The organism is Stenotrophomonas koreensis (assembly GCF_001431525.1).
Lineage (GTDB): Bacteria > Pseudomonadota > Gammaproteobacteria > Xanthomonadales > Xanthomonadaceae > Stenotrophomonas > Stenotrophomonas koreensis.
Window position 1 is genome coordinate 1 of the sequence record NZ_LDJH01000001.1, and the last position, 18,553, is coordinate 18,553.

At 66.5% G+C, this 18,553-nt stretch carries 17 protein-coding genes; 6 read left to right on the top strand and 11 right to left on the bottom strand.

Going from position 1 to position 18,553, the window contains the following annotated elements:
* The 3 genes from ABB25_RS00005 to gloA all read left to right on the top strand — a co-directional run.
* The coding region (locus ABB25_RS00005) for a copper resistance protein B (protein ID WP_152980830.1) at positions 1 to 875 on the top strand (875 nt) is incomplete at its 5' end.
* A 47-nt stretch (positions 876 to 922) separates the two neighbouring features.
* Positions 923 to 1,441, top strand: a complete 519-nt coding sequence (locus ABB25_RS00010) for a DUF411 domain-containing protein (protein WP_211259267.1) — start codon at positions 923 to 925, stop codon at positions 1,439 to 1,441.
* Between the two features lie 48 nt (positions 1,442 to 1,489).
* Positions 1,490 to 2,011, top strand: coding sequence for a lactoylglutathione lyase (gene gloA, locus ABB25_RS00015; protein ID WP_057661864.1), 522 nt, complete (start codon positions 1,490 to 1,492; stop codon positions 2,009 to 2,011).
* 45 nt (positions 2,012 to 2,056) lie between these two features.
* Here the strand turns inward: gloA and ABB25_RS00020 are convergent, their stop codons facing one another.
* The 10 genes from ABB25_RS00020 to ABB25_RS00065 form a co-directional block, all read right to left on the bottom strand.
* A complete protein-coding gene (locus tag ABB25_RS00020; protein WP_057661867.1) occupies positions 2,057 to 3,595 on the bottom strand; it encodes a hybrid sensor histidine kinase/response regulator in 1,539 nt (512 codons plus the stop codon).
* A gap of 1 nt (position 3,596) precedes the next feature.
* Positions 3,597 to 4,037, bottom strand: a complete 441-nt coding sequence (locus tag ABB25_RS00025; RefSeq protein WP_057661870.1) for a response regulator — start codon at positions 4,035 to 4,037, stop codon at positions 3,597 to 3,599.
* Positions 4,034 to 5,887 carry a sensor histidine kinase gene (locus ABB25_RS00030; RefSeq protein ID WP_057661872.1) on the bottom strand — a complete coding sequence of 618 codons (1,854 nt, stop codon included), beginning with the start codon at positions 5,885 to 5,887 and terminating at the stop codon, positions 4,034 to 4,036. Before ABB25_RS00030 ends, ABB25_RS00025 begins: the two co-directional genes overlap by 4 nt.
* Before the next feature lie 185 nt (positions 5,888 to 6,072).
* Positions 6,073 to 8,250, bottom strand: a complete 2,178-nt coding sequence (locus tag ABB25_RS00035; RefSeq protein ID WP_057661875.1) for a carboxy terminal-processing peptidase — start codon at positions 8,248 to 8,250, stop codon at positions 6,073 to 6,075.
* A 186-nt stretch (positions 8,251 to 8,436) separates the two neighbouring features.
* Positions 8,437 to 9,447, bottom strand: coding sequence for a lipoyl synthase (lipA, locus tag ABB25_RS00040; RefSeq protein WP_057661877.1), 1,011 nt, complete (start codon positions 9,445 to 9,447; stop codon positions 8,437 to 8,439).
* A 9-nt stretch (positions 9,448 to 9,456) separates the two neighbouring features.
* Positions 9,457 to 10,137 (bottom strand): lipoyl(octanoyl) transferase LipB, encoded by a 681-nt coding sequence (gene lipB / locus ABB25_RS00045; RefSeq protein ID WP_244477711.1) that lies wholly within the window; start codon positions 10,135 to 10,137, stop codon positions 9,457 to 9,459.
* Positions 10,134 to 10,412 (bottom strand): DUF493 family protein, encoded by a 279-nt coding sequence (locus tag ABB25_RS00050; protein WP_057661882.1) that lies wholly within the window; start codon positions 10,410 to 10,412, stop codon positions 10,134 to 10,136. The genes lipB and ABB25_RS00050 overlap by 4 nt, the downstream gene beginning before the upstream one ends.
* Positions 10,413 to 10,493: 81 nt before the next feature.
* Positions 10,494 to 12,293, bottom strand: coding sequence for a CsgG/HfaB family protein (locus ABB25_RS00055; RefSeq protein WP_160319378.1), 1,800 nt, complete (start codon positions 12,291 to 12,293; stop codon positions 10,494 to 10,496).
* 358 nt (positions 12,294 to 12,651) lie between these two features.
* Positions 12,652 to 13,593: a CsgG/HfaB family protein gene (locus ABB25_RS00060; protein WP_244477712.1), complete on the bottom strand. Its 942-nt coding sequence runs from the start codon at positions 13,591 to 13,593 to the stop codon at positions 12,652 to 12,654.
* A gap of 308 nt (positions 13,594 to 13,901) precedes the next feature.
* Complete coding sequence (locus tag ABB25_RS00065) at positions 13,902 to 14,798, bottom strand: DMT family transporter (protein WP_057661888.1); 897 nt, start codon at positions 14,796 to 14,798, stop codon at positions 13,902 to 13,904.
* A gap of 187 nt (positions 14,799 to 14,985) precedes the next feature.
* On the opposite strand from ABB25_RS00065, the gene ABB25_RS00070 reads away from it, so the two are divergent.
* Entirely contained in the window at positions 14,986 to 15,471 is a 486-nt protein-coding gene (locus ABB25_RS00070; RefSeq protein WP_057661891.1) for a YajQ family cyclic di-GMP-binding protein, read from the top strand.
* An 81-nt stretch (positions 15,472 to 15,552) separates the two neighbouring features.
* Here the strand turns inward: ABB25_RS00070 and ABB25_RS00075 are convergent, their stop codons facing one another.
* Positions 15,553 to 17,022 carry a benzaldehyde dehydrogenase gene (locus tag ABB25_RS00075; protein ID WP_057662032.1) on the bottom strand — a complete coding sequence of 490 codons (1,470 nt, stop codon included), beginning with the start codon at positions 17,020 to 17,022 and terminating at the stop codon, positions 15,553 to 15,555.
* A gap of 77 nt (positions 17,023 to 17,099) precedes the next feature.
* On the opposite strand from ABB25_RS00075, the gene ABB25_RS00080 reads away from it, so the two are divergent.
* Together ABB25_RS00080 and ABB25_RS00085 are read left to right on the top strand one after the other, a co-directional pair.
* Positions 17,100 to 17,675, top strand: a complete 576-nt coding sequence (locus tag ABB25_RS00080; protein WP_057661894.1) for a DUF1415 domain-containing protein — start codon at positions 17,100 to 17,102, stop codon at positions 17,673 to 17,675.
* A 4-nt stretch (positions 17,676 to 17,679) separates the two neighbouring features.
* Positions 17,680 to 18,486 (top strand): SDR family oxidoreductase, encoded by an 807-nt coding sequence (locus ABB25_RS00085; RefSeq protein ID WP_057661897.1) that lies wholly within the window; start codon positions 17,680 to 17,682, stop codon positions 18,484 to 18,486.
* The last annotated feature ends 67 nt before the right edge of the window (positions 18,487 to 18,553 follow it).

The window sequence follows — 18,553 nt, forward strand, 5'->3', positions numbered from 1 at the left end:
CCGGACATGCCATGCCGGCTGATCCGCATGCCGGACATGCCATGCCGGCTGATCCGCATGCCGGACATGCCATGCCGGCTGATCCGCATGCCGGACATGCCATGCCGGCTGATCCGCATGCCGGACATGCCATGCCGGCCAGCGGGGCGGGATCGGCGCTGGCCGCGCCGCGGACACCGGTGCCGGTGCCCACGGCCGCTGACCTGGCAGCGGCCTTCCCGCCGGTGCAGCACCACGCGATGGAACATGCCCCGACCATCAACCGCTACCTGCTGGTGGACCAGTTCGAGGGCTGGAACAACGCGCACGGCAGTGGCCAGGCCTGGGCCGTGAAGGGCTGGTGGGGCAGCGATACCCACCGCCTGTGGCTGCGTGCCGAGGGCCAACGCGAAAACAGCCGCAGCGAAGGCAGCATCGACCTGCTCTACGGCCAGGCCACCGGGCCCTGGTGGGAGGCGGTGGCCGGCATCCGCCATGAGCACGGCCCACAGCCGCGCAGTCGTGCCGCTTTCGGCCTGCAGGGGCTGAGCCCGTACAGGCTGGAAACCCGGCTCAACGCGCTGGTCGGCGGCACGCCAAGGCTGGCGCTGGAAGCGGAGGTTGAGTACAGCCTGCTGCTGAGCAACCGGCTGATCCTGCAACCCAGCCTGCACGCCACTGCGCTGCTGCGCGACGACACCGTCCACGGCCAGGGCCGTGGCCTGGCCAGCGTCGAGGGCGGGCTGCGCCTGCGCTACGAGATCAGCCGCCGCTTTGCCCCGTACCTGGGCGTGGTGCACGAACGCCAGTTCGGCCGCAGCGCCGACCTGGCCCGTGACGCCGGCCAGGCGCCGCAACACACCCGCTGGGTCGCCGGCCTGCGGTTCTGGTTCTGACCCTCACCGGCCGGCCCGTACAGGCCGGCCCTGCCAAGGAGACCCCCATGCGTCTTGCCTGTCTGGGCCTTGCCCTGATCTTCAGCGCCCCGCTGGCCATCCCGGCCGGCGCCAGTGACAACCGCCCTGTCGATACCCCGGCCAACGTCAACGCCGGCCTGCCGATGCTGACCGTGCACCGTCATCCATCCTGCGGCTGCTGCGGTGGCTGGGTGCAACACATGCGCCAGGCCGGTTTCCCGGTCAACGTGGTCAATGTCGATGATGTGATGACGCCGAAGCGGCGCCTGGGCGTACCCGATACCCAGGCCTCCTGCCACACCACCGAGGTCGCCGGCTATGTGGTGGAAGGCCATGTGCCGGCCGGGGACATCCAGCGCCTGCTGCGCGAACGCCCGGCCGCCCGCGGGCTGGTACTGCCGGGCATGCCGCTCGGCTCGCCGGGTATGGAAGTAGCCGATGGCCGCCGGCAGGCCTACACCGTGCAGCTGCTCGGCCACGATGGCCGGCTGTCCACCTTCCAGCACCACCCGGCCAGCGCCGGCAAGCGCAGCCCGGCGCGATAAACTGCGCGCACGCCTGTTGGCCCCCATTCCACGCAATCAGGATTTCCCATGAACCACCCGATCCCCGCCGGCGTTGCCGCGCAGGTGCCGGCCGAAACCGCCGGCTTTGTCTTCAACCACACCATGCTGCGGGTCAAGGACCCAACCGCCTCGCTGGATTTCTACACCCGCGTGCTCGGCTTTTCGCTGGTCGACCAGCGTCATTTCGACGAGGCGCAGTTCAGCCTGTACTTCCTGGCCTACCTGCCGGCCGGTACGCAGATCCCGGAAGATGCGGCCGAGCGCGCAGTGTGGATGGCCAAACTGCCGGCCCTGCTCGAACTGACCCATAACCATGGCAGCGAAACCCAGGACGGCCCGGTCTACCACAACGGCAACAGCGAACCGCGCGGCTTTGGCCATATCTGCGTTTCGGTGCCGGACATCGAGGCCGCCTGTGCCCGTTTTGAAGACCTGGGCGTGGCCTTCCAGAAGCGGCTGAGCGATGGCCGGATGAAGAACATCGCCTTCATCCGTGACCCGGACGACTACTGGGTGGAAATCATCTCCAACACCCCGTACCAGCCGTGATTACTGCCGGCGCCAGCCGCTTCGGCCGCTGGCGCCGGCGTAGCTTCAGGCCGGCGCCGATGCGTTGGCCGCTTCCGCCAGCATCGCATCGACGGCGCGGAAGACATGCTGCATCTCCAATGGCTTGCGCAGGCAGTGCAGCGGGCCACTGTCTGCAAGCGCGGCCGGGTCCACCGGCTGCGCCGGATCTTCCAGTAGCAACGCCGGCCCGCTGAAGCCCAGGGCACGCAGCTCACGCAGCAACTGGCTGGCCGGCATCAGCGGCAGCGCGGTATCGATCACCACCGCTTCGGGCAGGCCGTGCTGCTGCACGTGATGCAGTGCGCCGGCACCGTCGCTGGCCATCGACAGCCGGTAGCCCTGGCTGGACAGTGCGTTGCCGAGCAACGACAGGCGGGTGGCAATATTGTCCACCACCAGCACCGCCTGGCCGTTGCCCACCGGCAGATCGCCGATCGACTCGCTGCGTACCGCGCCGCCACCGCTGATTGGCAGAAGCAGGTCAAACTGGCTGCCCTCGCCCACCTGGCTGGTGACCTGGATCGAGCCCTGCAGGCCTTCGATGATGCGCTTGCACGACATCAGGCCCAGCCCGGTGCCGGTGGCCTTCGTGGTGAAGAACGGGCTGAACAGCCGCTCCATCACGTCACTGGGCATGCCGATGCCGGTATCGATCACGCGGATGCACAGCTGGGCGCAGCCATCGACATCGGTCACCGGTTCGGCCAGCAACTGCAGCCGCCCGCCCTCGGGCATGGCCTGGATGGCATTGAGCGCCAGGTTGAGCAGCACCTGCTGCAGTTCGGTGAAGTTGCCGTCCAGCGCCAGGCCGCTGCCCTTGAGTTCGGTATGCAGCTCCACCTTTGACGGCAGGCTGCCGCGCAGCAGCAGGTCCACCGCATTGAACAGGCGTTCGACCTCGATCCGCTCACTGCTGCGGCGCGAGCCGCGCACGAAGGACAGCATCGACTCGGCCATCTCGCTGCCACGCAGCCCACATTCACTGATCACATCGGCCAGTTGATGGATGCGCGGGTCATCGCTGCGGGTCTTCAACAGGTCCGGCACGATCAGCAACGGCTGCAGGATGTTGCGCAGGTCATGGCTCAGGCCGGCGGCAATCAGCGACATGCTTTCCAGCCGCTGCGCACGCATCAGCTCGGCCTCGACCCGCGCCCGCTCGGCCTCGCTGCGGGCCTCACGCACCGCCCGCGCCACCGCCGAGGGCAGGCGACCGGGCGAGTGTTTCAGGATGTAGTCGGCAGCGCCCTGCTGCAGCGCCTGCACCGCCATCTCCTCGCCGATGGTGCCGGAGACGAACACGAACGGCATGCGCGGATGCAGCTCGCGCACCAGTTCCAGCGCACGCATGCCGCAAAAACCGGGCATCGACAGGTCCGACAGCACGATGTCGCAGCGGCCACTGCTCAACACCTCCACCAGGCCATCTTCGTCGTCGACACGCTGGAAGCTGGCGGCCACCCCCGCCTGCTCCAGCATGTCGCAGATCAGCTCGGCATCCTCGGCCGAGTCTTCAACCAGCAGGATCTGCAGGTGCCCCAGGGCTGGTCCGTTGAGCGGCATGTCAGTCCTCGGCAGGAGGCTGGTTGATCACGGCCCAGAACGTCCCCAGGGTCTTGATCGCGTTGAAGAACTGGTCCACGTCGACCGGTTTGACCACATAGGCGTTCACGCCCAGGTCCCAGCTGCGGGCCAGGTCACTTTCCTCGCGCGAGGAGGACAGGATCACGATCGGCAGGCGCTGGAACTGCTCATCGGCACGGATTTTCTGCAGCACTTCCAGGCCATCCATGCGCGGCATCTTGATGTCCAGCAGCAGCACCGAGGGCATGCCGTCCCGGCGACCGGCCCATGGCCCGCGCGCGTACAGGTAATCGAGCACCTCCACGCCGTCTTCCACATGCACGATCGGGTTGGCCAGGTGCGCCTCGCGCAGGGCATCGATGGCCATCTCGGCATCGGCCGGGCTGTCTTCTGCCAGAAGGATGGTACGGATCGCACTCATGGGTTGTGTTCCTGGTGGGTGGCGTCTAGAGCCTGGGGAAGAATGAAATGGAACTGGGCACCGCGATCGACCTCGGCATGGGCCCAGACCCGGCCGCCGTGCCGGCTGAGCACGCGGCGCACACTGGCCAGGCCGATGCCGGTGCCGCTGTACTGGCTGGGCTTGTGCAGCCGCTGGAACACCCCGAACAGCTTGCCGGCGTAGGCCATGTCGAAACCGGCGCCATTGTCGACCACGCTGAACTGGTGTGAGCCATCATCCAGCCGCTGCACGCTGACCTCGATCACCGCCGGATCGCGACCGGCACTGTACTTGAGTGCGTTGCCGAGCAGGTTGAGCCAGACCTGGCGCATCATGTTTTCATCGGCCAGCACGATCGGCAGCGGCGCAATATTCCAGACCACATTGCGCGGCGCCTCGCCAGCCGCCTCGGCATCACTGCGCAGGCCGGCATCGAGGATGGCCCGGGTCTCGGCCACCAGCGACTGCATGTCCACTGCCTGCAGCCGCAGCGCGCCACGTCCCAGCCGCGAATAGACCAGCAGGTCGTCGATCAGGGTCGACATCCGCCGGGCCGAATTGCCGATCACCTGCAGGTAGTGCTGGCTCTTTTCATCGGCCTGCTCGCCCAGATGCTGGCCAAGCTTGTCGGCGAAGCCGGCGATATGCCGCAGCGGCGCGCGCAGGTCATGCGAGACCGAATAACTGAAGGCCTCCAGCTCATGATTGACCTCGGTCACCTGGTTGACCTTGCCTTCCAGCTGGCGGTTGAGCTCCTCGACCTGCTTGAGCGCGGTGCGCTGCACGGTGACATCGGACAGGGTCATCAGCACCGAGGCACGCTGGCTGTCGGGCATCTGCAGACGACGCGCATTGAGCAGCAGGATGCGCTGCTTGCCATCGGCATCGGTCTGCTCCAGCTCGTAATCCCACAGTTCACGGCCACGGCTGAGCACGTCCTGCAGGCGCTGCAGCACGACCGGATCGTTCCAGGCCTGGCCATCGCCCAGTGCCGTCAATGGCATCGGTACCAGCGCCGCAGCCGCATCACCCGCATCACCTTTTTCACCGGCTTCACTGCGGGCATACAGCTGGACAAAGGCCGGGTTGCACAGGGTCAGGACCAGCTCGCGGTCCAGCACCGCAATCGGTTCGCGCACACTGTTGAAGACCGCCGTGGTGTGGCTGGCGGCAGTGGCCACCGCCTGCTCGGCACTCAGCTGCTGCTGCATCTGCCGGTACAGCCGCCACAACACCACCACCATCAGCGCGATCTGCAGTGCCAGCGCTACCCAGCTCACCAGTTCCTGCTGGGCATCACGCCGGCGCGCCTCGCCGATGCGCTCGGCCAGGAAGCGGCTTTCATCGGCCTGCAGGTCGCTGACCAGCCCGCGGATGGAAGCGCCGTAGACCAGCTCCTCGGCCAGCCCGACCTGGTCCTGCCCGCCTTCGACCTGGGCCAGGGCACGCGCCAGCTCCACCCGTCGCTGCAACCGGGCCTTGATCTGGCCAATGCGCACCAATTGCGCCGGCTTGTCGTGCAACTGCTCGGCCAGCAGCTCCAGGGTGGCTGGAAAGGTGTCGGCCAGAGCCATCCGCTGCAGCAGATCCGGGTTGCTCACGCCTTTGGACAGGGTCAGCGCCGCCGACTCGAAATCACGGATGTCAGCCTGCAGCCGGTACAGCAGCGTACCCACCGACTGGGTGTGCTCAACCCGTGCGGTAGCGTCCTGGGCGCGGTCCCACAAGCCGCGCATCAGCAGCCAGGGCAGCACGATGATCAACGCCGCTGTCAGCGCCAGCATCCACAACCGCGCCTGCCCGCTACGCAGGGTCGAAAGCCAGCTCATCGTCCACCACACATTCGCATCGTCCCCCTGGATGGAACTGCAAGTCGTTGTCCTGCCGACAATACCTGCTGACCGCGCAATCGTCACCGGGCAAGCACCAACCCAGTTCGCAATTCAGCCATGGACACGGTCCTGACACAGCAACGCCCGGCAGAACCGGGCGTTGCTGTGTCAGCGCACGGCGGTCAGTGCGACCAGCGGCCGGAACCGCCTGCCGCCCGCGGCAATACCCGGGCCGACAGCTGACGGTCATTCTGCAGCATGCCGATGGCATCGGACAAAATCGCGGCCGACTCGCGCAGCAAAGGGTCCGGGCGCTTCTCGGCGGCCTTCTCGCGCGCGGCATCGGCAACGATGTCACGCTCGTTGCCGGTCAGGCCGTCATCGCTTTCCTCGGCCAGCGGGTCCAGCTGCAGGCCCAGCTCACGGCGCATTTCCTGGCGCTGCTTGCGCTGCGCTTCCAGGCGCTCACGCTCGGCCTGGCGCTCGGCCTCGTTGAGCGAGATGCTCTTGCGCTCGGCCTCGCTGCGGTAGTGCTCGACATCCTCCTTCCACCAGCCAAATTCCAGATCCTGGCTGACGCGCTGCTGGTGGCGCTGGCCCAACTGCGCCAGCAACGGCTGGAAGTCGCCGTACTGCTCATGCGGTACCTCGGCAATGCGGGTCCACGGCAGCGCGTTCTTGTAGGTGCTCTCGCCAAACTCGCTGGCATCGACACTGGCCGGGAAAGCGATATCAGGTACCACGCCCTTGTGCTGGGTCGAGGAGCCGCTGATACGGAAGAACTGGGCGATGGTCAGCTTGAGCTGGCCATACTGCACCGCTTCCTCACGCTGCCAGCGGTCCAGGTCGATGATGTTCTGCACCGTGCCCTTGCCGAAGGTGGTTTCGCCGATCACCAGGCCGCGGCCATAGTCCTGCATTGCGCCGGCAAAAATTTCCGAGGCCGAGGCCGAGCCACGGTTGATCAGCACCGCCAACGGCCCGTCCCAGGCCACGCCGGACTTGCGGTCGCTGTTGACCACCACGCGGCCACCGGACTCACGTACCTGCACCACCGGCCCCTGGTCGATGAACAGGCCGGTCAGCTCAATGGCTTCATCCAGCGAGCCGCCGCCGTTGTTGCGCAGGTCCAGCACCACCCCGTCGATGCCCTCGCTCTTGAACTGGGTCAACAGCCGGGCCACATCGCGGGTGGCCGAGGCGTAGTCTGCCGCGTTGCGACGACGGCCTTCGAAGTCCTGGTAGAAGGCCGGCAGCTTGATCACGCCGATGCGGCGCTCGGCCTCACCGTCAGCGCCAGGAATCAGCAGGGTTTCGCTCTTGGCCCCCTGCTCGGACAGACGCACCTTGGCACGGTCCAGCACCACCGTACGGTGCTTGCCATTGATGCCATCGGCAGCGGGAATGTATTCCAGCTTGACCTGGGTATCGGGCTTGCCACGGATCTTGGCCACCACATCGTCGATGCGCCAGCCGATCACATCCTCGACCGCGCCACCGCGCCCCTGGCCGACGCCGACGATGCGGTCGCCCGGCTGCAGGGTGCCATCCAGCGCGGCCGGGCCACCGGGGATGATCTCGCGGATCACCACCACATCGTCCTGACGCTGCAGCTGGGCACCGATGCCTTCCAGCGACAGCGACATGGCCTGGTTGAAGTTCTCCGCACTGCGCGGTGTCATGTATTCGGTATGCGGGTCGATCGAGTCGGTATAGGCATTGAGAAACAACGCGAACACGTCATCGCCCTTGAGCTCGTTGATCGACTTGAGCAAGGTGGCGTAGCGCTTGTCCAGGGTGCTGCGGATGTCCTCGGCCGGCTTGCCGGCCAGACGCAGCCGCAGCCAGTCGTTTTTCACCGACTTGCGCCAGATTTCATCCAGATCGGCGCGGTCGGCCGCCCAGGCCGCCTCCTCGCGGTCGTAGTCATAACGCTCGGCCAGGGTGAAGTCCGGCTCGCCCTTGAGCAGCTCGCGGGCATGGGCAATGCGTTCGGCGGCACGCTGCTTGTACAGCGTGAACATCTGCTCGGCCATGTCGGTACGGCCGGCACGGATGGCGTTGGCCACGTCAGCGCGCAGCGGCGCAAACGAATCAATATCGGCCTGCAGGAAGAACTGACGGTTGCCGTCCAGCGTCTTGAGATATTTATCAAACACCTGGTTGGCCGCCTCGACATCCAGCGCGCGCGGACGATAGGCATAACGGCTGTCCGAGAGCAGGCCGTAGACCAGGCGCGAAGCGGTGGTGCGGTCCAGGCTGCTGGCCGTCGGCACTGCCGGGGCATCAGCCTGTGCGATCAGGGCAACCGGCGCGGTCAGCGCCAATGCCAGCAACAAGGGGATCGCTTTGGTCTTCATTGAAACTCGCTCTGCTCTGAAGTGCGGTAGGAAGGACACTGCGCCCAGTGTCTACAGGCAGGACAGTGCCGTAAGTTGCACACGCTGTCACCTGGCAAGCCTAGCCGTTAACGGCAGCGCCCAAGTGAACTGCAGATAGCCATTATCAAAATGTAAAAGGCCCGGCATCTGCCGGGCCTCACCGGGTCAAGCAACGCCAGCGCCGGCGGCTTGAATATCGGCATGGTAGGACGAGCGCACCATCGGCCCGGAGGCGACGTGGGCAAAGCCCAGCTCGTAGCCGTACAGCTCCAGCTGCTTGTATTCCTCCGGCGTCCAGTAACGCAGCACCGGATGGTGGTGGGCCGACGGCTGCAGGTACTGGCCGATGGTGATCATGTCCACATCATGCGCGCGCAGGTCACGCAGGGTGGCCTTGATCTGTTCGAAATCCTCGCCAAGGCCGAGCATGATGCCGCTCTTGGTGGATACATCCGGATGCTGGGCCTTGAACTTCTTCAACAAGGTCAGCGACCACTGGTAATCGGCACCCGGGCGGACGTTGCGGTACAGATCGGGAACGGTCTCGATGTTGTGGTTGAACACGTCCGGCGGGCTGTTGGCCAGGATTTCCAGCGCACGTTCCATCCGCCCCTTGCCGCGGAAGTCCGGGGTCAGCACCTCGATCCGGGTCGCCGGCGACTTTTCGCGGATGGCGCGGATGCAGTCGACAAAGTGCTGGGCACCGCCATCGCGCAGGTCATCGCGGTCGACGCTGGTCACCACCACATACTTCAGGCCCATGTCGGCCACGGTGTTGGCCAGGTTGGTCGGCTCGTTGGCATCGGGCGGCTTGGGCCGGCCGTGGGCGACATCGCAGAACGAGCAACGGCGGGTGCAGACCTCGCCCAGGATCATGAAGGTGGCCGTGCCGTGACCGAAGCATTCGTGGATGTTCGGGCAGCTGGCTTCCTCGCAGACCGTCACCAGGCGGTTCTCACGCAGCTTGGCCTTCAGGTTGGCCACCGCGTTGCCCGAAGGGATGCGCACGCGGATCCACGACGGCTTGCGCAGCACCGGGGCATCGGCGAACTGCACCGGCGAGCGGGCGATCTTGTCGCCGGCAACCTGCTTGACACCTTCCTGCAGCGTGGGCGTGGCCGGCGCAGCGGAGGCGACAACCTGCAGCGGAATGGAACGCGTGGTGGTTTCAGACATGGTCAAGTCTCAGACAGCCGAAGCGAGATCGGGAAGGGTGGCGGTGGGCTGCAGTGCCAAACCGAACTGCCGGGCCAGATGCTCCAGCAGCACGGCGGTGACATCGGCCATCGACGACGGCCCGCCCAGGTCCATCACCGTAGTGACCTGCAGGCCGGCATAACCGCAGGGGTTGATGCGGTGGAACGGCTCCAGGTCCATCGCCACATTGAAGGACAGGCCATGGAAAGTGCAGCCACGGCGGACGCGGATGCCGAGGGCGGCGATCTTGGCACCGGCCACATAGACGCCCGGCGCGCCCTCCTGGCGCTGGGCCTGGATGTTCCACACATCCAGCGTATCGATGATCGCCTGCTCGATACGGCAGACGTAGTCACGCACGCCGATGCCGAGCCGGCGCAGGTCCAGCAGCGGATAGACCACCAGCTGGCCGGGACCGTGGTAGGTCACCTGGCCGCCGCGATCGACCTGTACCACCGGGATGTCCCCGGGAGCGAGCAGGTGCTCGGGCTTGCCGGCCTGACCGAGGGTGAACACCGACTCGTGCTCGACCACCCACAGTTCATCGCTGCTGGCCTCGTTGCGTGCGTCGGTGAAGGCTGACATCGCCTTCCAGACCGGCACATAGGACTGGCGGCCGAGCTGGCGCACCAGCGCCGGCTGCCGCACCGTCGTGGGTGCTGGCGTCACAGGGTCCACTTGACGTGCGGATGGCGGCGCAGCGCTGCGTGCACGGTGTCGTAATGCTCGCGGCTTTCGGACTGGAAACTGATCCGCACCGACACATACTTGCCGTTGGACGAATGCTTCCAGCTTACTTTTTCACGGTGCACGACCACACCACCACGTTCGAGCAGGATGGGAAGTTCGCTTTCCAGGCCGATGCCGGCGGTGCCCATGACGCTGAGCTCGAACACACCGGGGAACTGGAAGCCGTGATCAGGGTTGTCAGACTTGATTTCCATGGCCCCATTATCGGGGCAGTAGCCATCAAACCCAAGGGAGCGACGCCGTGACCAATGGCACACGGCGTGCTGCCAGTCAGATTACTGCGCGTTGATCACATCGGCGATCGTATCGGCAGCGATCCAGCCGATGCTGCCCCGCGAGTCACGCACCTGCAGCATGTCACCGCCGGCCGAAAAAGCCAGCCGCGCCAGGGTTTCGCCCGGCTGCAGCACACGCAGGACGTTGCCACCGCCAGCCTCGGCCATGAAGTTGGCCGGCACCTTCAGGATCAACACCCCACTGGCCAGCTGGGCCACATTGCCCCCCTGCGGTACCAGTGCCTGGGCGGCCAGCTGGGTGGCCATCTGGCCCAGATTGCCCTGCTGCAGACCATCGGCCACCGCGCCGACCAGCTGTGCGCTGCCGGTTGGCAGGACCTGACCGGCGACCTGCTGGGCCAGCATCTGGGTCATATTGCCCTGCTGCAGACCGTTGGCAGCCGCTGCAATCAGCTGGGCGCTGCCGGCCGGCAGGACCTGACCGGCGACCTGCTGGGCCAGCACCTGGGTCATATTGCCCTGCTGCAGGCCATTGACCACTGCCCCCACCAGCTGTGCGCCCCCTTCCGACAGCATCTGCCCGGCGGGCTGTTGCGGCATGGCCTGGGCAAAATTGATGGGGGCAGCCGTGTTGGGGATCATCCCGACGCCCGGCTGCTGCATCTGCGGTTGTTGCTGCATTTGCATCTGTTGCATCTGGATCTGCTGCTGCATCTGCTGCAGTTGCTGCAACTGCAGCTGGATCTGCTGTTGCGAGACCGGCTGCTGCATTGGATGAGGCTGTGGGCCATGCGACGGCTGACGCATCTGCTGCAACTGCTGCAACTGCTGCAGCTGGATCTGTGCATGAGCAGCATGCTGGTCAATTTCCATCTGCGCCGGAGCCGCCGAAGTGGTCATCGTGGCCGTGCCACCCGTGCTATAGGCGGTCACCTGGGCCGGCTGCTCCTGCACGGTTGCACGCGGAGCCGCCTGTACCCGGGCCAGCAGGTCAACCGGTTCCAGATCGAACAGCATCTGGTGGAAAGCCTGGTGATAGGCCGCACGGATGACGGTGCCGATCTCGGTGTTCTCGTAGGCACCTGCCGAAATACTGCCCTGACCGGAGGCCAGGCCATTTTGACCGGAACCGGCCGCCATCAGTTGCCACTGTTTGTCACTGACCTCGGCCGCACCGGTCGAGGTCGCCAGCACCTCGGACGTGCGCGAATCGACCAGCGTCAGCATCACCGATACGGTTTTCTGCCGGCTCTGGCCACCACCGCCAAACATCAAGCGCCCCAGGCCACCAGCAGAGCCACCGCCGCGGGCGCCGAAGTTGCGGCCACCGGCATCGGTGTTCTGGGAGAGGATGTCCGGGATCAGGATGAAGTCGGCCGCCAGCATCTGGCCACCACCCAAGTTGGCGCCACGCTGCAAATGACCGCCGGCAGCCAGTTCACGCTCTGCCTGGGCTGCGGCAAAACCCACCCCACGGTCGAGCACCGTCCAGCAGCTGGATTCGGTCACGAACGATCGCAGCATCCGGGTCGGCATGGGCAAACCATAGCTGGCCCACAGCGCCTGGCCATCATCGGGCTCGACGATGCGCATGCTGCCTTCGGCGCGGGTACATTTGGGCAACTCGACCCGACCTTTATTGATCGCCTCAACCTGCTTTTCACTCAAGGTCTTGGGTTCTGGCCGCTCTTGCGCCCGGCTCGTTACCCCTTGGGGCAACGAGGGCAACAGGTAGGACATCGCTCCGGCACCAAGCCGGTCCTTGCGTACAAATTCCAGCGCGTACGCTGGCGATGCCAGCAAGGTGGCCATGACGCTGCAAAGCAGCGTCGCAGTCATGTGCTTGTTCATTCCGATCCCCTGTCTGAATGGCTGACACTGTCAATCCGGCAAGCGCCCGCCAACCCGCGAAGCGACTTCACATACCTGCATTTTATGTGAATGCGTATTGATTTATCGACATCCATCACAAATTATTGACGGCAGAGGTGTTGCAGGAATCCGCCATGCCTTGCCTCGGACACCCCGAACCACCGGAAAAACAGCCGCATCGAGCCCACGCTGAAGAAGCCGCCGGGTGCTGCCTGGCAGAACCCGGACAGGGGACCGGACTGGCGCAGGTTGGCCGGACCAGGCCAGAAGCTGCCAGCTTTGCCGGCCCAGGCAGCACGCGGCCAAGGACACCGTCTGGACAGGCTCAGCGCGCGAGCTCGACCGATTCGCTGCTGATCCAGCCACGGTTGCCCAGCTCGTCTTCCACTTCGATGAGCAGGCCTTCACGCCCCCCGAGCGGATACAACAGCATCCCCGCCTCCAGCGAGCGTACCTGGCCACTGCCGCGGGCATCGCTGAGCAGGCGGCCTGCACGCAGCATCCGCATCGCCTGCTGCGCATTGGCTGACGAGGCCTCTGCCGGCAGGCCACCGAGCTGGGCAACAATGCCGCTGTAGGCATTGAGGTAGGCCATTGCGATCACCTGGCCCATCTCGGTATTGGCATAGCCGCCGACACCGGCACTGCTCCAGTTGCTGCCCCAACTGCTGCCGCGGCCACTGAAGCTGATGTCGTTCTTGCGTGCCGAGCCCTCGGCGATGGCTACCTGCTCGGAGGAACGCACATCGGTGACCGACAACAGGACATCGGCTGTCTTGCTGCGCAGGTTCATGCCAGCGACGAGCTGCCCGGCGCGGCCGCCGACCAGCCCACTGAGCAGGCCGCCAATGGCATTGCCACCGGCATCGGCGTTCTGCGAAACCAGATCCGGCACCATCACGTAATCGGCTGCGCGCACCTGGCCCTGGCCGATATTGGAGCGGTTGCGCAGCTGGCCCTGCGCACCCAGCTCACGCTCGTACTGGCTGGCCGCCATGCCACTGCCCCGATCGACCAGGGTGAAACAGCGGGAACGGCTGACGTAGGCCTTGATCAAGCGCGAGGGCTCGGGCAGCTGATAGCCCGTCCACCAATGTGTGCCGTTGGCCGGCTCCACCACCGACAGGGTACCCAGTGGTTTTTCGCAGACGGGTAATTGCGCGGTGGCTGCCTGGCGCTGCTGCTGCGCGCGACTGCCCTTGTTGGAAAACGAGGCCTGCGCCGGCTGCCAACTGCTGATTGCCAGCATGCCCAAAACGCCAGCCATGACCACTGCCCTGTGCATCGTGCCCATCCACCCACCTCCTGAAAGCCCCGGTGGTCACACCGGGGGCGACATTGAGTGCGCACAGCCGCAGCCGGCAAGGTGCGGAGCCGGGCTGTGTGCAGACAAGGCAAGGGCGGCCAATGCGCCGCTGCCACACGCAGCACCACTGCGTGCAGCACAAGGCTAGAAGCGGAGCCTGCCGGGCGGCAGTCCGGAAGCTGCGTACGTCGGTGTCAGTGAGCACGCAAGCGGCGGATCGGTAGCGGCACGCCGTCCCGCCGCCAATCCCTGACCGCCGGCCAGAAAAATCAGGGGTGGTCCAGCGGCAGCTTCTGACGGGCCCGCTGGATCCGTTCGCGATGCAGCAGATACAGGCCACTGGCAACGATGATTGCCGCACCAGCCCAGGTCCAGCGGTCAGGCAGCTTGTCCCACAGCAGCAGATCCCAGCCAATCACCCAGACCAGGCCGGTGTATTCCAGTGGTGCGATCATCGAGGCCTGGCCCAGCTGGAAGGCGCGGGTCAGGGCAATCTGGCCGAGCGCGCCGGCCAGCCCCATGCCGGCAATCAGCCCGGCGTGCTGCCATTGCAATGGCTGCCATTGCGGCCAGGCCAGCACGCCGGCGCCCAGGGCCATCAGCAGCAGAAACCACACCACCATGGATTGTGGGGTGTCGGTGCGGGTCAACAGGCTGACGGTGATGGCTGCCACTGCATAGGCGGTTGCGGCCAGCAGCACCATCAGCCCGGGAAACGAAATCAGCCCGTTGACCCCGGGCCGCAGCACCACCAGCACGCCGACCAGGCCGATGCCGATGGCGACCCAGCGGCGTGGCCCGACATGCTCGCCGAGCAACGGCACCGACAATGCCGCCACCAGCAGCGGCGCAACGAAGTAGATGGTGTAGGCGGTGGACAACGGCAACGTGCGCAGGGCGTAGACGAAGCAGCCGATCATCACCATGCCCAGCGCACCACGCAGCAGGTGCAGGCCCCAGCGCACCGGGATGATCGAACGCGGCCCGGCGCTGGCCAGCACCCAGACCAGCACAAACGGCAACGAGGCCGCGCCACGCAGCATGGTGACCTGCAAGGTGGGGTAGCTGGCCGACAGCAATTTCATGCCGGCATCCATCAACGAAAAGAACGCGACGGCGGCCAGCATCCAGAGGATGGCGCGCGCAGGGGACTGGGTCGGAGACATCGGCCGATTATCCGCCCTCCTCCGGCTTGCCGGTATCCCCGGGGGTTGTGCGCGGTTCAGCGCGGATCGCACCGCCACTGCCGGCATGCTCCGGAGCAGCCGGCCCGCCCTCGCCTGCCGCAGTGACTGAGTCCATCCAGCCAATCCCCTAGAATGAAGGCCATTTTCAATTGACCGGAGCAGGCCCATGCCTTCCTTTGACGTCGTGTCCGAAGTGGACAAGCACGAACTGACCAACGCCGTGGACCAGGCCAACCGCGAGCTGACCACCCGCTTCGACTTCAAGGGCGTGGATGCCAAGTTCGTGCTGGAAGAAGAGAAGCTGATCAAGCTCAGCGCGCCGTCGGACTTCCAGATCACCCAGATGGCCGACATCCTCAAGCAGCGCCTGGGCGCCCGCAAGATCGACTTCCGCTGCCTGGAGTTTGGCGATATCGAGACCAACCTCGGTGGTGCGCGCCAGTCGGTGACGGTCAAGCAGGGCATCGAGCAGAAGCTGGCCAAGCAGATTGCCGCCAAGATCAAGGAGTCCAAGATCAAGGTCGACACCCAGATCAACGGCGACAAGCTGCGCGTGACTGGCAAGAAGCGTGATGACCTGCAGGAGGTCATGGCCCTGCTGCGCAAGAACGAGTTCGAACAGCCGCTGCAGTTTGAAAACTTCCGCGACTGAGCCGCCCAGTCTGCTGGCAGACAAAGGCCCGCCATTGGCGGGCCTTTGTCGTTTGACGCTGCTGGCCAGGGATGACCGGGATCAGACCGGATAGGCCGTCGGCTGCGGCTTGATCGTCAACCACTGCCACTGGGTGAACGCTTCCCAGTTGGCTGGCCCGCCGATACTGCTGCCATTGCCCGAGGCGCGCGCGCCACCGAACGGCTGGACCACGTCATCGGCCACGGTCTGGTCGTTGATGTGCAGCAGGCCGGCCTGCAGCCGGTCGGCAAACGCCAGCACCCGGCCGATGTTGCCGGTGATCACGCCCAGCGACAGCCCATACTCGTTGTCATTGGCCAGTGCGATGCCCTGCTCGTCGGTATCGAACGGGGTCACCACCGCCACCGGGCCGAAGATCTCCTCGCCGAAGGCCGGGTTGTCGGCCGCCACACCAGCCAGCACGGTGGGCTGGTAGACCAGGCCCTGGTACTGCCCGCCGGCGGCCAGGGTGGCCCCGGCGCTGACCGCAGCCTGGACGATGCGGTGGCAGTGGTCGCGCTGGGCGGCATTGATCAATGGCCCGACCAGCACCTGGGGATCGGCCCATGGGTCGCCGGCGCGGATCTGCGCCACCTTGGCCACCAGCCTGTCCACGAACGCGTCATACAGGCCCCGCTGCACCAGGATGCGGCCGGTGGCCATGCAGATCTGCCCCTGGTGCAGGAAACTGCCCCAGGCCGCGTTGTTCACTGCCAGCTCCAGGTCGGCGTCGTCCAGCACCAGCAGCGGATTCTTGCCGCCCAGTTCCAGCGACACCTTCTTCAGGTGCCGGCCACAGGCCTCACCGACCTTGCGGCCGGCAGCGGTGGAACCGGTGAACTGGATCGCCGCCACCTGCGGGTCGGCGGTCAGCGCCGCACCGGCGGCGCCATCGCCGGGCAGCACCTGCAACAGGCCCGCCGGCAGGCCGGCCTGCTCGAACAGCCGGGCAATCACGGCGCCGCCGCAGACCGCGGTGCGCGGGTCGGGCTTGAGCACCACCGCGTTGCCCAGTGCCAGCGCCGGTGCCACCGCACGCACCGCCAGGTAGAGCGGGAAATTGAACGGCGGAATCACCCCGACCACGCCGACCGGGCGCCGCCGGGCCAGGCTCATCCGCCCACCGCTGCTGGGCAGCACCTCGCCCTGGCTGCCGCTGGGCAACTGGCTGGCCTCCAGCAGCGCGGTGGCGGTGATGGCAGCCTCCACCGCGGCCTTGGCCCGGCTGGAACCGGCCTCGCGGGTCAGCCACATCGCGATCTCCGCGGCATGGGCGCGGGCCAGCTCGCCGGCGCGGCGCAGCACATCGGCCCGCTGCCCGCCGGGCAACGCCGCCCAGGCCGGCTGCGCGGCCGCCGCCGCGGCACAGGCCCGGCCGACGGCCGCCGCATCGGCCAGTCCGATCTGCCCGAGCCGCTGGCCGGTGGCCGGTTCGACCACATCGGCCACATCGCTCCCGGCCACCCACCGGCCATCGAACACCTTTGCATGCCACAGCGTCGGTGGCAGCCAATCACCCTGGATTTCCATCACATCCTCCATACCAACGGGGTCCCAGCCTGCCTGCGGCAAGGCCAGCACCGGGTGAACCGGTGCCAGCGCCTACAATGGCGCCCCCTGCCAGGAACACAACCATGACCGACACCGCCATCGACCCCATCGCCGCCACCCGCAACTGGCTGGAAAAGGCCGTGATCGGCCTGAACCTGTGTCCGTTCGCCAAGGCGGTGTACGTCAAGAACCAGGTGCGCTTCGTGCTCTCCGATGCCACCACCCCGGAAGCACTGGTCGAGCAGCTGGCCGAGGAACTGCTGCTGCTGCGCGATACCCCGGCCGAGCAGATCGACACCACGCTGATCATCCACCCGGACGTGCTGACCGATTTTCTGGACTACAACGACTTCCTGGACAACGCCGATGCCGCGGTGGAGGCGCTGGACCTGGGCGGCATCCTGCAGGTGGCCAGCTTCCACCCGGACTACCAGTTCGACGGCACCCACCCCGATGACCCGTCCAACTGCACCAACCGTTCCCCGTTCCCGACCCTGCACCTGCTGCGCGAGGACAGCGTGGAGCGGGCCGTGGCCGCCTTCCCGGACCCGGACGTGATCGTGGAGCGCAACATCGCCACCCTGGACAAGCTCGGCGCCGAGGGTTTCAAGCGCCTGCTGGCCGGGGAGTGAGCCGGTGAGCGTCAGCGTTCCGGCCATTACGCCGTGGCCGGCAAGGCCGCTGGAGGGCCATGTGGTGCTGGTCACCGGTGGCGGCGCCGGGGTCGGCCGCGGCATCGCCCAGGCCGTGCTCGGCGCCGGTGGATCGGTGGCCATTGCCGACCGTGACCCCGATGCACTGGCCGCGTGTCTGGCCGAGTGGCAGCTCGGCGAACGCGCACTGGCGGTGAGGATGGATGTCAGCGACGGCGACAGCGTGGCCGCCGGGATGGCGCAGGTGCTGGCGCATTTCGGCCGGCTTGATGGTCTGGTCAACAATGCCGGCATTGCCGACCCGCACCTGCCGCCGCTGGATGCGGCCAGCTGGGAAGACTGGCAGCGCGGGCTGTCCAGCCTGCACGGCGCCTTCTGGTGCAGCCGCGCCGCGCTGCCGGCGCTGCGCGCCAGTGGCCATGGCGCGGTGGTCAACATCGCCTCCACCCGCGCCCACCAGTCCGAGCCGCACAGCGAGGGCTATGCCGCGGCCAAAGGCGGCCTGCTGGCCTTCAGCCATGCGCTGGCGCTCAGTGAAGGCCCGACGGTGCGGGTCAATGCGATCACCCCGGGCTGGATCGAGACCGCCAACTGGCAGGCACCCTCGCGTCGCGCCACACCCGCGCACCGTGCCATCGACCATGCCCAGCATCCGGCCGGGCGGGTCGGCGTGCCGCAGGACATCGGTGCACTGGCGGTGTTCCTGCTCAGCCCGCTGTCCGGGTTCATCACCGGCCAGGAATTCATTGCCGACGGCGGGATGAGCCGGAAGATGCACTACGCCGACTGAGTCCGGTTCCCCGCACCCGGAAGCGACAAGGCCCGCGCTTGCGGGCCTTGTCCTGTGTGCATCCAGC

Excerpts from the sequence above, each read along its gene's own strand:
- ABB25_RS00065 (WP_057661888.1), bottom strand. The coding sequence starts at position 14,798 with ATGTCTCCGACCCAGTCCCCTGCGCGCGCCATCCTCTGGATGCTGGCC.
- ABB25_RS00020 (WP_057661867.1), bottom strand. The coding sequence starts at position 3,595 with ATGCCGCTCAACGGACCAGCCCTGGGGCACCTGCAGATCCTGCTGGTT.
- ABB25_RS00060 (WP_244477712.1), bottom strand. The coding sequence starts at position 13,593 with ATGGCTGGCGTTTTGGGCATGCTGGCAATCAGCAGTTGGCAGCCGGCG.
- ABB25_RS00030 (WP_057661872.1), bottom strand. The coding sequence starts at position 5,887 with ATGAGCTGGCTTTCGACCCTGCGTAGCGGGCAGGCGCGGTTGTGGATG.
- ABB25_RS00050 (WP_057661882.1), bottom strand. The coding sequence starts at position 10,412 with ATGGAAATCAAGTCTGACAACCCTGATCACGGCTTCCAGTTCCCCGGT.
- ABB25_RS00080 (WP_057661894.1), top strand. The coding sequence starts at position 17,100 with ATGGCGCCCCCTGCCAGGAACACAACCATGACCGACACCGCCATCGAC.
- lipA (WP_057661877.1), bottom strand. The coding sequence starts at position 9,447 with ATGTCTGAAACCACCACGCGTTCCATTCCGCTGCAGGTTGTCGCCTCC.
- ABB25_RS00025 (WP_057661870.1), bottom strand. The coding sequence starts at position 4,037 with ATGAGTGCGATCCGTACCATCCTTCTGGCAGAAGACAGCCCGGCCGAT.
- ABB25_RS00010 (WP_211259267.1), top strand. The coding sequence starts at position 923 with ATGCGTCTTGCCTGTCTGGGCCTTGCCCTGATCTTCAGCGCCCCGCTG.
- ABB25_RS00075 (WP_057662032.1), bottom strand. The coding sequence starts at position 17,022 with ATGGAAATCCAGGGTGATTGGCTGCCACCGACGCTGTGGCATGCAAAG.
- ABB25_RS00055 (WP_160319378.1), bottom strand. The coding sequence starts at position 12,293 with ATGACTGCGACGCTGCTTTGCAGCGTCATGGCCACCTTGCTGGCATCG.
- ABB25_RS00035 (WP_057661875.1), bottom strand. The coding sequence starts at position 8,250 with ATGAAGACCAAAGCGATCCCCTTGTTGCTGGCATTGGCGCTGACCGCG.
- ABB25_RS00070 (WP_057661891.1), top strand. The coding sequence starts at position 14,986 with ATGCCTTCCTTTGACGTCGTGTCCGAAGTGGACAAGCACGAACTGACC.
- gloA (WP_057661864.1), top strand. The coding sequence starts at position 1,490 with ATGAACCACCCGATCCCCGCCGGCGTTGCCGCGCAGGTGCCGGCCGAA.